General features: G+C 68.2%; 11 protein-coding genes. All 11 read right to left on the bottom strand.

Features of this window, described 5'->3' with window-relative positions; all coding sequences use genetic code 11:
- Positions 1 to 289: 289 nt before the first annotated feature.
- Complete coding sequence (locus Q7W02_03795) at positions 290 to 1,867, bottom strand: ethylbenzene dehydrogenase-related protein (protein MDO8475313.1); 1,578 nt, start codon at positions 1,865 to 1,867, stop codon at positions 290 to 292.
- A complete protein-coding gene (locus tag Q7W02_03790) occupies positions 1,864 to 2,622 on the bottom strand; it encodes a molecular chaperone TorD family protein (GenBank protein ID MDO8475312.1) in 759 nt (252 codons plus the stop codon). Before Q7W02_03790 ends, Q7W02_03795 begins: the two co-directional genes overlap by 4 nt.
- Before the next feature lie 10 nt (positions 2,623 to 2,632).
- The gene (locus tag Q7W02_03785; protein ID MDO8475311.1) at positions 2,633 to 3,910 is read right to left on the bottom strand and encodes a 4Fe-4S dicluster domain-containing protein; all 1,278 of its coding nucleotides are present in this window, start codon (positions 3,908 to 3,910) and stop codon (positions 2,633 to 2,635) included.
- A gap of 3 nt (positions 3,911 to 3,913) precedes the next feature.
- Positions 3,914 to 4,195 (bottom strand): hypothetical protein, encoded by a 282-nt coding sequence (locus Q7W02_03780; protein ID MDO8475310.1) that lies wholly within the window; start codon positions 4,193 to 4,195, stop codon positions 3,914 to 3,916.
- 8 nt (positions 4,196 to 4,203) lie between these two features.
- Positions 4,204 to 7,656: a molybdopterin-dependent oxidoreductase gene (locus Q7W02_03775; protein MDO8475309.1), complete on the bottom strand. Its 3,453-nt coding sequence runs from the start codon at positions 7,654 to 7,656 to the stop codon at positions 4,204 to 4,206.
- 11 nt (positions 7,657 to 7,667) lie between these two features.
- The gene (locus Q7W02_03770) at positions 7,668 to 8,573 is read right to left on the bottom strand and encodes a hypothetical protein (GenBank protein ID MDO8475308.1); all 906 of its coding nucleotides are present in this window, start codon (positions 8,571 to 8,573) and stop codon (positions 7,668 to 7,670) included.
- A gap of 13 nt (positions 8,574 to 8,586) precedes the next feature.
- A complete protein-coding gene (locus tag Q7W02_03765) occupies positions 8,587 to 9,012 on the bottom strand; it encodes an Rrf2 family transcriptional regulator (protein ID MDO8475307.1) in 426 nt (141 codons plus the stop codon).
- 96 nt (positions 9,013 to 9,108) lie between these two features.
- A complete protein-coding gene (locus tag Q7W02_03760; protein MDO8475306.1) occupies positions 9,109 to 9,579 on the bottom strand; it encodes a hypothetical protein in 471 nt (156 codons plus the stop codon).
- Between the two features lie 240 nt (positions 9,580 to 9,819).
- The gene (locus Q7W02_03755) at positions 9,820 to 11,208 is read right to left on the bottom strand and encodes a sigma-54 dependent transcriptional regulator (protein MDO8475305.1); all 1,389 of its coding nucleotides are present in this window, start codon (positions 11,206 to 11,208) and stop codon (positions 9,820 to 9,822) included.
- Positions 11,201 to 12,703, bottom strand: coding sequence for an ATP-binding protein (locus tag Q7W02_03750; GenBank protein MDO8475304.1), 1,503 nt, complete (start codon positions 12,701 to 12,703; stop codon positions 11,201 to 11,203). The genes Q7W02_03755 and Q7W02_03750 overlap by 8 nt, the downstream gene beginning before the upstream one ends.
- A 56-nt stretch (positions 12,704 to 12,759) precedes the next feature.
- A partial coding sequence (locus Q7W02_03745) for a PCP reductase family protein (GenBank protein MDO8475303.1) occupies positions 12,760 to 12,948 on the bottom strand: 189 nt, incomplete at its 5' end.

The following is a 12,948-nucleotide window of genomic DNA, read 5'->3' as shown; positions in this document are numbered from 1 at the left end:
GGCCCCCGAGATACTACTTCTTGCTCATCTCGGACGATCCAGCCCTGCATCCAGCCGTGCACGTCGCACTGCACCCGGACGACCTCGGGGTCCTTGTCGACCTTGAGGCTCTTGGCAGCGGGCGGCGTCCTCGAGAATTTCACCTCGCCCACGATGGAGCCTGCCCCCGGGGCGGTGACGGGGGTCGAGCCGGCCCAGATCAGCGCGGCGGCGATGAGGACTACCGGCAGGGGGATTCGGAGTTGTCCACCGGGACGCAGATGTGCCTGTACATGGGCGTGCCCGACCCCTACTTGCCAGCCTCGATCAGGAGCCGCTGCCACACCGAGACGGCCTTCTGTCCGTTCCGGTCGCGCTGGGCGCCGTCCCAGACGGCGAAGGCCACGGCCGTCTCCTGACCGGGCTGGAGCTGGGCGTCCCGGGAATTCTCAGTCCTGAGCGCGCGCACCATGACAACGCGCCACTTGCCGTCGGTCCAACGCCCGTCGCCCCGAATCACCTGCGCCTCGGCCGGCTGGGAGGTGATGGTGCCGACGCCGGCGCCGTTGAGGTTCTCCACCGGCGAGAGCCGCGGGCGCGCCATGGGGTTGCCGGCGGCCCGCGCCGTGAGGAAGAGGGGGTCGTGGCTGTCGGCCGGCGCGACGGCCGCCTGGGGGTCGGACGAGCGCATCCCCTTGACGAAGGGCATGTCGTCCACGACGAGGGCGGCGTAGCGGTCCTCACGGTCGCGGTAGCGGGCCACGTCCAGTTGCCAGTCGGCCTTCCAGTGCCAGATGTTCACGGGCTGCTTCGGATCGCCCATCACGTAGCTCGCGTCGGGATTGCCCGCCTTCGCAGGGGCGAGCGGGAGCTGCACCGCCGCGGCATCACGGAACTGGTCCACGCCGAGCGCGGCCTGGTCGGCGAGCGGGTCGTCCCACTCCAGGAGGAAGCCGATCTCCTTGCCGTTGTGGAGCGCCGCCACCCGCACCTGCGTCGCCTGCCGGGGCCTGAGCCACAGCGTCCGGAGCGGGACCGACTGGAGGGCGGCGCGCGTCCAGGCTGCAGCCGTGGGGTCCGCGGGCAGGTCACCGGCAACCCGATTGACGCGCACCGTCCCGACCTCCGCCGGCGCCTGCTTCTGCGGGCCCTTCGCCAGCGACATCACGTAGTAGGCGAGCCCCCAGGTCTCCTCGGGCGAGAGCGAGTCGGCGAAGGAGGGCATGGGCGTGCCGCCGATGCCGTTCAGCAGCGTCCGGTAGACGTCGCGCACGGAGTGGCCGCCCTTCATCCGTCCCGCGATGGTGAAGTCGTAGGGGACGATGGGGTAGCCCCACTCGTCCTTGAGCGTGTCGGCGGACTCACCGTCGCCCTTGCCGGTGGCGCCGTGGCACTTGAGGCACTCGGCGTCCGCGTAGAACTTCTTGCCCGTCTCGAGGAGCGCGGGCGTCAGCTTCGGGGTCGGCGGGATCAGCCCTGGCTTGAGCGCCTTCTGCTGGGTGAACACGGGCGACAGGCTCTTGACGTAGGCCACGAGGTCCCAGCGCTGGGCATCACCCAGCACCGACCACGAGGGCATGGCCGTCCCCGGGATGCCCTGGGTGACGACGCGGAAGAGGTCGTCGTCCGTCGGCAGGCTCGTCGTGGATCGGATCTTGAACTTCCCACTCGTGAGATCGCGGGGCTTGGGGAAGAGGACAAACTCGGCCACGCCGTCCCCCTTGCCCGTCGCACCGTGGCAGACGGCACACTTCTGGGCGTACAGCGCCTCTCCCTTCTTCGCGTCGCCGCGCGGCGACTGTGCATCCGCAGAGCCCGCCAGCAGCGGCAGGATCCCGCCGGCGGCGAGGATGAACGAAAGAACAGCGAGGCGGACGGTCCGTGTCATGGCTCTCTCCCCGTGAAGTCGTCGTCCTCTTCGGCAGGGTCGTGGTCGTCGACCGGCGGAATCATGAGAGGCGTCCCCTCGACCACCACGGGAGCCGGGGAGATCCCCCAGCGCTCCACCTCGTGGGCCAGGAGGCGCTCGAGCAGTCGCGCGGCGGCCCCGAGCGCACCCTCGGCGCGCGCGGACACCGCCCGGGCCAGCACCGGCGCCCAGCGCCCCAGGTGGGCCTCGAGGAACCGGCGCTCGGCGTCCCGTATGACCGCGGTCCGCTCCTCCCCGTGATGATCGAGCGCGTAGGCCTCGCGATAGGCGAGGTAGTGCATGAACTCCAGCTCGACGGTCAGGTGGTCGGCGCGCTCGCGCGCGTCCCCGGCCATCTCGAGCCCGAAGGCCCGGTAGAAGCCGGCGAGGTCGGCGAGGGTCTGCGGCTGGAGGAAGGCATCCCCCATCCCGCAGGCCGTCTCGTACAGCGGGCAGTCCGGCACCGTCACGTGTCCGAAGGTTCCGACGTACTGCTCCTGCAGGCTCTCCAGTGTCACCCCCTGGAGCGCCGCCCTCAGATCCGACAGCGCCTCCCGGACCGGCTCCGGCATGCATCCCTCGGAAGCCCCGACGAGCGCCGGGGTCACCGCCGCCAGGGCGGCCGCGTTGTCGGCGTCGGGATGGCAAAAGGCCAGCGCCAGCACCCGGTAGAGCTGGCTCCTCACGAACGCGCGCTCGACGTCTTCGGCCGGCGCCTGGGTCTCGACCGTCATGGCATGGGCCTCAGATGGAGTTGGCGTACTGCGCCGAGCGGACGTGGACGGGCTCCTCGACGGTGACGCTCACCGCCTCCCGCCCCTTGGCGTCATAGCCGATGACGGTGTCGTTGTACATCGCCCACGGCTTGCCGTTGACGGTGGTCTCGTAGACCTTCGGGCCCTGCTTGATCTCGTAGCGCGAGAGTATCTTCTGGGTGGTGCGGAAGAGCTGCAGCACGGCCAGCAGCTCCCGCGACGGCGCCGTGTACCTCTCGATGGCCTCGTCCACGCCCGGGCCGAACATCTGCCGGAGGTAGGGGCGCGGGACCCAGCGCGGCGGGATGTAGTAGCCGTTGGGCTCGGTGCCGAACTGGGGGTAGAGCGGCAGCGCCACCTTCTCGATCTTGACCATGTAGTAGAGCGGATGCTGCCGGTCCTCGACCCAGGAGCCATCGGGGTTGGTCTTAACGAGCCCCTGCATCCGGATCTTCCCGACGCAGGAGGCCATGCAGCGGGTCTCCATGGGGACGCCCTCGGAGAGCGGGTCCGTCCCCTCGATGCGGGGGTAGCAGGCCACGCACTTCTCGCTGACGCGAGTCGTCGGGCGGTACATGGGCTTCTTGTAGGGGCACGCCTCGACGCAGGCCCGGTAGCCGCGGCAGCGCTCCTGGTCGATGAGGACGATGCCGTCCTCCGGCCGCTTGTAGATGGCCTTCCGCGGGCAGGCGGCGAGGCAGGCGGGGTAGGTACAGTGGTTGCAGAGGCGCTGGAGGTAGAAGAACCAGCTCTTGTGCTCGGGCAGGCTGGCGCCCTCGGTGCTGATGCCGAGCCGCCCGCCCTCGTAGGCGGTGGAGGTGTCTTCGTAGATGTTGGGGAAGCGCCACTCCTCGTCGGTGGGTAGGTAGCCCAGCACGCGCTGATGCCCCTCGGGGCCGTAGCGCTGCCGGGCCGCCTCGAAGAGCGTCATCCCCGTGTACTCGCCGTACGGCTTGGCGGGGCCCTGCTTGCCCGCCTCCCAGCCCATAGTCGCGCTGGCCTTCTGGTGGGCGTCGTCCAGCAGCTTGAGGGTCTTGATGTCCCAGAACTGCGGGTAGCCCCCGTAGGGCTTGGTCTCCACGTTGTTCCACCACATGGCCTCCTGGCCCTTGCCGAAGGTCCAGGTGGACTTGCACGCCATGGTGCAGGTCTGGCAGGCGATGCAGCGGTTGGTGTTGAAGACGAAGGCGAACTGCGACTTCGGATGACGCTCCTCGTACGGGTACTCCATCGTCCGGCCGAGCTGCCAGTTGTAGACCTGCGGCATGTTTCAGGCCTCCGTGGATTCGGTGGTGGTGAAGCGGGGCCGGCCCCATTGCCCGCGCACCCGCTCGATCACTGACTTGAGGTGCTGCTCGCCCCGGGCCCGGTACAGCGCATGCGCCCCTGCGAAGAACGGGTTCTTGAAGATGGCGAGGAGCTGGGCGTCAGAGGTGCCGAGGCGCACGTACTCCTCCACGAGGCACTCCGCCATGAGGTCGGGCTCCCCCTCGGGGATGCCCACCCCGACCAGCCCCATCGGGTCGTCGGGCTCGAAGTCCTTGTCCACCATGGCTCGGCCTATGCCTTCGGCGCCACGGGTGTGATGTCGCCCGCCAGGTAGCGCTTCATGAAATCGCTCTCCTTGCCCGGCGTGAAGCCGGTGGTGGCCGGAGCCCAGACCCCCTTGCCGCCCATGCCGCCGTCCTCGGCCTTGGTGACCTTGACCAAAGTCTCCTTGGGGACGGTGTTGACGCCGTGGTTGTCGCCCTCGAATCCGAACACGAAGCTCTGGTGCGCCTTCTTCTTGTGGAAGAGGCTGTCGAGCTGATGCATGGGCATGAGCCAGGAGCGCGTGATGGACTGCTGGGAGCCGTAACGGAAGGAGGACTGGTACCCAGTGCCGGCCGACAGCGCCCGCCCGTCGGGGCGGCTTTCGTGGGCCTTCACGCTGCGCTCCGTGGCGATGAAGGGCGCGTGCTTCATCATGACCACGTTGTAGGGGTAGGCCGGGTTGTACTTCGCCCGCAGCATGAGTCGCGTGACCTTGTAGAAGGCATCGTTGGGCTTCCAGCCGATGTAGGGCCGGTCCGCCGGGTTGGCGTCCACGTAGACGTAGTCGCCGTCGTTGATCCCGAGGTCCTTCGCCGCCTGCGGGTTGATGTGCAGGGTGTGCTCGCCGATGCCGGGGGAGCGCTTGTCCATGCGGTACGGGTCGCCGAACTGGTTGTTCCAGATCAGATGCCAGTCGGTCACCTGCCACTGGGAGTGCGTCGCATGCCGCGTCTTGGGGGTGAGGCAGAAGAACTTGTAGCCCCTGGCCCAGAGCGGGTTCTGGGTCGCCTTCACCTCCGCCCAGGGCAGCTTCAGGTTGCGGACGGTGCGCTCCTCCCAGCCCACGTGGTCCCGCGGGATGCCGTAGTCGTCGGGCCTGATCAGCGGGTTGGTGGAGACGATGGCGTTGGGCAGGTACGGCGTGGCCTCCGGGCCCTCCCTGTGGACGATGAAGTTCTCCCCGTACTGGATGATCTCGGGCTCGTCGTTGTAGGCCTGCAGCCGCCCCGTCGGCGTGAAGAACGGCAGCGACTCCTTGATCTGCTCCCAGAAGGGCTCGCGCGGATAGGTGCGGAAGAGGAAGAGCGCCACCCCGGGCTCGCCGTACTTGCCGGCCAGGATGTCGGAGACCTTGTAACCGCGCGCGGTGGTCGAGGAGTCCAGCAGCCGCTGGATGTAGACCTCGGTCTTGCCCTCGAGCGAGAACTTCCAGTAGTCGGCGAAGCGGCGGTCGTTGAGCAGCTCGCCCAGCTTGGCCGCCATCTGGGCCAGTATCAGCTGATCGTCCCGCGTGTCGTAGATGGGCTTGATCCCGCCCTTCCAGATCTGCAAGAAGGGGTTCGAGCAGGACCCCGTGACCTCGTAGCGCTCCATCTCCACCCACGAGTTGGCCGCCAGCACGATGTCGGCGTACTCGCAGGAGGCCGTCATCTCGATGTCGGTGGACATGATCAGCTCAACGTTCGGGTTGACGTTCTTGATCAGCTCGTAGACCCACTTGGCGTTGTTGATGAGGTTCACGTTGGTGAACCACATGACCTTGGTGGGGGTGGGCATGTGGGTCGTGCCCGTGAAGACCTTGCGGCCGTACTTGGGCGTGTTGACGATGAGCGGCTTGTCGCCGTGGGCCCAGTAGGCGACCTCCTCTTCGGAGGCGTAGCCGCGCTCGCGGATGGTCTTGCCGTCGGCCGCCGGGTCGAGGTTCGGGTTGAAGGGGTCCTCGGCGACCCACCCCTTGAAGCCCGGCCCCGTCTCCTCCGAGCCCTGGAAGAGCGCGGCCTTGTAGTTGCCGGCCCAGGTGTGGGAGCCCGAGCCCATGACGCCCACGTTCCCGGTGAGCATGAGCGGCAGGTAGGTGGCCCGGTTGACCTGGGTGGCGTGGAACCAGTGGTTGATCCCCTCGCCGATGTGGATGGCCACCGGCTTGATGGTGGCGATGTCCTTGGCCAGGCGCCGGATCAGGTCCTTCGGGGCGTGGGTGATCTCGTGGACCGTGTCGAGGTCGTAGTCCTTGAGGTGGATCTTGTAGGCCTCGAAGAGCGGCATCACCTCGACCTGCTTGCCGTCCACGGTCTTCACGGTGAAGCGCCCATCGAGGACCGGGTCGATGCCCTTCTCGGTCATCCGGTCGCCCACGTCGTCGCGCGTGAGAGCCCGGGGGGCGTTCGCCTTCGCGTCCCACACGACGAAGTCTCCCACCCTCTGCCGGTACTGGGGGGTGAGGCCATGGCGGGTCATGCTCGCGCCCTGGGAGATGTCCTGCTGCACGTAGCCCGGGAAGATGTCCTCCGGCCTGAGGCGCTTGAGCGTGTCCGTCCGCACGAGCAGGGGCAGGTCCGTGAAGCGCTTGACGTACGTGGCGTCGTACCACTTCTCGTCGATGAGGATGCGAGAGATCCCGAGCAGGAGCGCCGTGTCGGAGTTGGGCCGCACCGGGATCCAGTAGTCCGCCTTGCTGGCGGGCGGGCTGTACTCCGGCACGATGCAGACGATCTTGGCGCCGCGCTCCATCAATTCCATGAAGTAGTGGTTGTCGGCCCGCTTGTTCTCCACGAGATTCTTGCCGATCCCGATGTGGAGCTTGGCGAAGCGCAGCTCGTTGAAGTCCACATCCGAGGCCTGCAGCCCGTGGACGAAGGGTTGCCCCGGCGCCTGGTCGCCGTGCCAGGTGTAGTTGGACCAGTTCCGTCCGCCCCGGGCCTTGTCCGGCCCCACGCCGCGCACGTGGGTGTCGAGCAGCGCCAGGGTATTGGCGAAGCGGTACATGCCGTATTTCCCGATGACGCCGAGGAGCCCCATCCCGCCCCGGCACTTGAAGGTGCGGGTGCCGGCCCCGTCCCAGTGGGTGAACATCTCCTCGGGGTAGCCCTGGGCCAGGAGCCGCCTCTTGCCCTCATCCCCGCTGTAGCGCTTGGCGATGGCCATCATTCCCTTGGCCGCGTAGGTGTAGGCCTCGTCCCATGTGGCCCGGAGCAGCTCGTCCTGCCCGCGCGCGTCGAACTTGTACTTGGTCTTGATCTCTGGGGTCAACTCCGGAAATCCGTCGTCCGCCCACTGCTTCCAGCCCTTGCGGATCATCGGGTAGCGGAGCCGGTACGGCCCGTAGACGCGGCGCTGGAAGGTGAAGCCGTTGGGGCAGCCGCGCGGGTTCCAGGTGGGCGTGGCCTTGTTGCCCATGAGGTCGCCCACCTTGTGGGAGTCGTAGTTCTGCTCGCTCCGGAGGAACACGCCGTTCCGCACGAAGGCCCGCAGCCGGCACTCGTGGGTGCAGTTGGGCGAGCAGACCCAGGTGAAGGAGGAGTCGTACTTGTACTGGTCGCGGTAGACCTTCTCCCAGTCGCGCCCCGGGTAGACCTCCAGGGGATTGCCCACCTCGACCGCCGGGGCGAGGGCCGCCAGCGCCAGGGTCGGCTGGCTCCACCCCAGGACGGCACCCGCGGTGAGCCCCGTCTTCAGGAAGTCGCGCCGAGTCACGTCCATGAGTGCCTCCTTCAGGCCTGTGTCAGTGATCTGAGCTCGTACATTTCGAGGCAGCGCCCGCAGAGCCCGTGATCGGGCTCCCAGTCGGGCACGTCCAGGTGGATCGCGCGGATCAGCACATGGTCTGTCACATCCGTCCAATCGTGAGTCGGGAAGCCGCAGAGCGGGCAGGGCGCCCCAGGCTGATGGGGCTCGCGCGACCCGCGCCCTAGAGCCACCGCCAGGAGACCCGCGTGGGTCGGCCTCTCGTCCTTCCACAGCCGATCCAGCAGCCCGTCCAGCTCGAGGTCAGACAGGGCCGGGAAGCAGCGGTGGAGCGCCTCACGGTGCTCCCCTCGCCCGGCGAGCGAGCGCCTTCCGTGCCGGCTGAGCCGCCCGTCCACGCATGCCCCCCACGCGGCGCGGTACCGCTCCTGGACCAGGCGGCGGCGGTGCGGCGAGATGGCGGCGAGCGACTCGGGGTCGTGGCCGAAGGCCGCGCTCAGCAGATCGCCCACGTGAACGAGCTCGTGATCGAGGAAGCGTCCGAGGTCGTCGAGCGCGAGGAAGCGGGCCGCGCGGATCCTCACCACGGCGGCCCGGCCGGTTGCGGGGGCGACCGGGGCGGCGAGGTCGGCGCCCTCGTCCTCCGGCCTGACGGTGCGGAGGCACGTGAGGGACTCGAGCTCCGCCAATTCCCCGCGCTGCGCCGAGAGAGCCTCGGTGATGCGCCCCTCGAAGCCCACCTTCCGGAACAGCCGTCGGTGGAGCGCGGCGAACTCGCCGTCCCGGTGCTCCGGGGCCAGCTTGTAGAGGGAGTCGGCCTCGCGATGGTACTCATCGAAGAGACTCGCGTCCCCTCCCCCCTGCCGCCGCCTGAGCTCGAGATGGACGACCTCCTCCAGGAGGCGGGGATCGAGGCGCAATCGGATCAGCATGCGCGCCATTCCCTCATCGGACGGCCCCCTGGAGATCCTCGCCGCGAGCCAGATCGGCGAGGATCAGGCCCTTGAGCCTCACCTCGAGGTCGGCCCGGATGGCCGCGCCGATCCCGTGAAGGAAGCAGGTGGGCTCATCGCCGCAGCGCCTGCGGAACATGCAACGGTGGAAGAAGTCGGCTCCCTCAGTGACCTCCAGGATGTCCCTGACCGTGATCCGCTCGGCAGGAACCGCCAGGGTGTAGCCGCGCTGGCGGCCTCGGGAGGAGTTCACGAGGCCCCCGCGGACGAGCTTCTGGAGGATCTTGGCGACGAAGCTCCGGGGGAGATTCCGGGCGCTGGCGATCTCCTCGATCCCCGCCGGGCGCGCCGGCTCGTGACGGGCCAGGGCGACCATCACCGCCATCCCATAGAAGCTCTCCTGCGAGAAGAATCTCATCGGACTGAAATGATCCTGTGAGTCTTTTCGCAATCGTGGATGGGGAGGCCCGCCGAAACAATAGTGCGCGGGCCTTATTTTGATGGGCCACTCGGCTCAGGTCGACCGCTTCACTGCCCCTATCCCTTCGCCGCGCCTCCGCTGATCCAGGCCCGCTTCGCAAGCCTTGAGCCACGACGATACCCGACCTCCGGGCAGCATCACCACAGCCCATCCCGACGTCTGAGCGCTGCCGAGGTGCCGCGTGTACTTCACAAGTTCGAACAGAACGACCCCGCCGCGTCGTCGCGACAGGGCGGCGAGTGTCCTGTGCCATTGCACATCCTTCCAGAAGACCCGCCTCGTCCCAAAGGCGCACGTGAGCCGCAAGGCTTCTTCGTCCCAAGCCACCTCGGCCGCAAGCGACGTGATCACGATGACCCCAGCGAGAATCCAGACCGGGGCCACCGGTATCGCCAGCAGAAGGATCGGCTCCCGATACGCGATCGCGGCCGCGGCGCCTCCGAGGGCCAACAGCCCTCCGGCTGTGATCAGGTAGATGCCGACTGCCCGGAGACACCACTTCATCCGTGAGGCTCCCGCGGGGCCGCTTGGCGGTTCCCCCGCTCGCCGGGGGGGGCCCGGCTCCTGCGCCTTTGCGAGGCAAGGGGCGTGCCAGGGCCCGTCGCTCGCGGGGGGCACTGCAACCTCTCCGGCGGTCAATGTTTCCCAGGAGTTGGCTCGGCGAGACAAACAGCCTGCCGTGGAGAGGTGCGCACGGCTCTTCCCATGAGCGCGCCGCGCTGCACAGCCTCAGGCGGTGAACCGTCAGGATCGCCTGAGGCTGTACTCGTTCAGCTTGTAGAGCAGGGCGCGCCGGCTGATGCCGAGGAGCCGCGCCGCCTGCGTCCGGTTGTTGCCCGCTTGGGCGAGCGCCCGGCGGATGAGCTTCACCTCGGCATCGCGAGTGACACGCGCCATGGTCTCCTTGAAGCCCACGGTCGGGTTCGGCAGGGGCAGGGTCAGCTCGTCCTGGGGCTCCAGGATCTCCGGAGGGAGATCCCCAGGACCGATCATCTCCCCTTCGCCCAGAAGCACCGCCCGCTCCACGGCGTGCTCCAGCTCGCGCACGTTGCCCGGCCACGGGTAGACCACAATCGCCCGGAGCGCCTCGGCGGAGAAGCGCTTGGGCGGCCGCCCGCTCTCACGGGCGAAGCGCTGGAGGAAGTGGTCGACGAGCAGGGGGAGGTCCTCGGCCCGTTCCCGGAGCGGGGGGAGGAAGATCGGGAAAACGTTCAGGCGATAGAAGAGGTCCTCCCGGAATGTTCCCTCCCGGACGTCCCCGGCGAGGTCGTGGTTGGTGGCTGCGATGATCCGGGTGTCCACGCGGACCGTCCTGGTGCCCCCCACGCGCCGGAGCTCCCCGTCCTGGAGGACGCGGAGCAGCTTGGCCTGAAGCCCCGGGGCCAGCTCCGCCACCTCGTCCAGAAAGAGCGAGCCCCCGTGCGCCTCCTCGAAGAGGCCCTTCTTGGCGGCGATGGCGCCCGTGAAGGCCCCCCGCTCGTGGCCGAAGAGTTCGCTCTCCTGGAGGGCCTCGGGGATCGCCCCGCAGTTGATCACCACGAACGGCCCCGATTTTCGTGAGCCGTTGAAGTGAGTCGCCTTCGCCACCAGCTCCTTGCCCGTCCCGCTTTCCCCCTGGATGAGGACGGCGCCGCGGGCGACCGCGAGCTTCTCGATCTGGGTGTAGACATCCTGCATCTTCGCGCTCTTGCCAATCAGGCTCGCGAACGCGAAGCGCTCCTTCACGGCCTGCCGGAGCTGGACAACCTCCCGCCGCAGCCGCACCCGCTCGAGAGCTTTCTCCACCACCTGGAGGATCTCGCCGGCCCGGAACGGCTTGCTCACGTAGTCGTAGGCTCCCGCCCGCATGGCCTCGATCGCCGACCCGATGGTGCCGTAGGCCGTGATGAGGACCACCACGGTTTCGGGGTGCAGCTCCCGGGCCGCCTTGAGGATCTCGATCCCATCGGTGTCGGGCAGCTTCAGATCGGTGAGCACCAGATCGAACGGCCCGGCCCGCAGCTTCTCGAGGGCGGCTTCCCCCGTGCCCGCGCCCTCGATCTCAAATCCCTCGCCCCGGAGGAGCTTGGTGAGGAAGTGCACCATGTTCTCCTCGTCGTCGACGACGAGAACCCGCGCCGGGGCCTCACTCACGGCGAGCGCCTTCGGCGGCGACCGGGACCGGCGCGGCGGCCGGGAGAACGATTCGGAACGTGGTGCCGCGGCCGGGCGCCAGCTCCACCACCAGAGCGCCGTGGAGCAGCTCGATGATGCTGTGGCAGATCGCCAAGCCCAGTCCCGCCCCCTCTCCCCGCCCCTTCGTCGAGAAGAACGGCTCGAAGACCCGCCCCAAGTGTTCGCGCGGAATCCCCGGTCCGCGGTCCGAGACCGCGACCGTTACGGTCCGCTCGCCCGGCTGAAAGACGCGCCCCACGGCATGATCGCCCGTCCGCGCCTCCGCTCCGTTCCCCGCCTGAGTGGTCACCGTGATTGAGCCCCCCGCCGGGGAGGCCTGCGCCGCATTCAGAAGGATATTCACCAGAACCTGCTCAAGCAGGGACTCGTCGGCCAGCACGGGAGGAAGCCCCGGAGCCAGGTCTTTGTCGAGCCTCACGGACCCGAAGTCCCTCTGAGAGAACACGAAGAGCAGCGATTTCTCCACCACATCGTTCAGATCCAGCACGATCGCCTCCGAGGGACCCGGGCGCGCGTACTCCAGCAGGCCCCGGAGAAGCCCGCGGAGCCGCGCGATCTCTCCTGCGAGTCGCTCGGTGCGGTCCAGGCACTCGACCCGGTCCGCAGCGCTCCCCTTGCAGAGGAGCTGGAGGTCCAGCAACCCGAGGACCGAAGCCAGCGGGTTGCCGATCTCATGGATCATCCCCGCCGCCAGCCGACCGGCGGAGCCCAGCTTCTCACTCTGGACGAGTTGGGACTGAGCCCGTTTGAGTTCCTCGTAGGCCTCCCGCAGCTCACTGGCGGTCCGCTCAAGGGCCAGGTTCTGCCCGACGATGGTCCGCGAAGCGCGCCGAAAGGTCAGCGAGAGGGCCACGTAGAGCAGCGCCAGGCCGAAGAAGATGGCTCCCCACACGGAGAGACGGAGGGGCCAGACCTTCTGGTAGAAGGGGTCGATGGGGCTGTAGATTTCGTAGGCCCCGATGATGGTGCTCGTCCCCTCGAGAAAGATCGGGATGTAGACCTCCAGCAGGCGCGAATACCCCGCCTGCCGCTCGGTCAGGTGCTCACTCCCCCGCAGGTCGGAGAGCCCGACCACCGTCTCGCCCTGGAAGGCCCGCTGGAGCGGGGCGTTGTCCGGGAAGGCGCGGCCGACGATCTCTGGATTTTGCGAGTGATAGATGGTGGTCCCTGACCGGTCGTAGATCTTGATGGTCACCACCTGGGAGGTGAAGAAGTTCTCCTTGATGAGCCGGTCGAAGGCCTCGTACTCCGCCCCCGTCCTGAGCCTGACGAACTCCTCCTTCGTCGTGATGAAGCGCGCCAGGTTCTTGAAGTAGTCGAGGGAGGCCAGGGTGGCCCGCTCCAGCATCTTCTGCTCGACCAGGTAGGTCACGCCGGTGCCCAGGACGAGGGCGAACCCCACCCAGAGGCCGGCGCTCAGCAGCGAGAAATGCCGAAAGAGACGCCCATCCATCCTGTCGCTCCCGAGTATCATAATGCGGCCCGCGGCCTCAGACGCGGAGACTTCCGTCACGGGCCGGCTTCCGCACGGGTGCCGCGCGCCTGGCACATGGTGGCGCGGATCGCCACCATCCACTCCTCGCAGCGCGCGAGGTCGATGGTGGTGATCCCCGCCCCGCGCGCCGCCTTCTCGATCTCCTGCCGCGTCATCTCGCGCATGAAGCCCGCGGGGACGCGCTCGAGCCGCGCCTCGGCCTC

The sequence above is a fragment of the Candidatus Rokuibacteriota bacterium genome, from assembly GCA_030647435.1.
Lineage (GTDB): Bacteria > Methylomirabilota > Methylomirabilia > Rokubacteriales > CSP1-6 > AR37.
This window is presented reverse-complemented; position numbering and strand designations above follow the sequence as displayed.

Excerpts from the sequence above, each read along its gene's own strand:
- Q7W02_03795 (MDO8475313.1), bottom strand. The coding sequence starts at position 1,867 with ATGACACGGACCGTCCGCCTCGCTGTTCTTTCGTTCATCCTCGCCGCC.
- Q7W02_03790 (MDO8475312.1), bottom strand. The coding sequence starts at position 2,622 with ATGACGGTCGAGACCCAGGCGCCGGCCGAAGACGTCGAGCGCGCGTTC.
- Q7W02_03785 (MDO8475311.1), bottom strand. The coding sequence starts at position 3,910 with ATGCCGCAGGTCTACAACTGGCAGCTCGGCCGGACGATGGAGTACCCG.
- Q7W02_03780 (MDO8475310.1), bottom strand. The coding sequence starts at position 4,195 with ATGGTGGACAAGGACTTCGAGCCCGACGACCCGATGGGGCTGGTCGGG.
- Q7W02_03775 (MDO8475309.1), bottom strand. The coding sequence starts at position 7,656 with ATGGACGTGACTCGGCGCGACTTCCTGAAGACGGGGCTCACCGCGGGT.
- Q7W02_03770 (MDO8475308.1), bottom strand. The coding sequence starts at position 8,573 with ATGCTGATCCGATTGCGCCTCGATCCCCGCCTCCTGGAGGAGGTCGTC.
- Q7W02_03765 (MDO8475307.1), bottom strand. The coding sequence starts at position 9,012 with ATGAGATTCTTCTCGCAGGAGAGCTTCTATGGGATGGCGGTGATGGTC.
- Q7W02_03760 (MDO8475306.1), bottom strand. The coding sequence starts at position 9,579 with ATGAAGTGGTGTCTCCGGGCAGTCGGCATCTACCTGATCACAGCCGGA.
- Q7W02_03750 (MDO8475304.1), bottom strand. The coding sequence starts at position 12,703 with ATGGATGGGCGTCTCTTTCGGCATTTCTCGCTGCTGAGCGCCGGCCTC.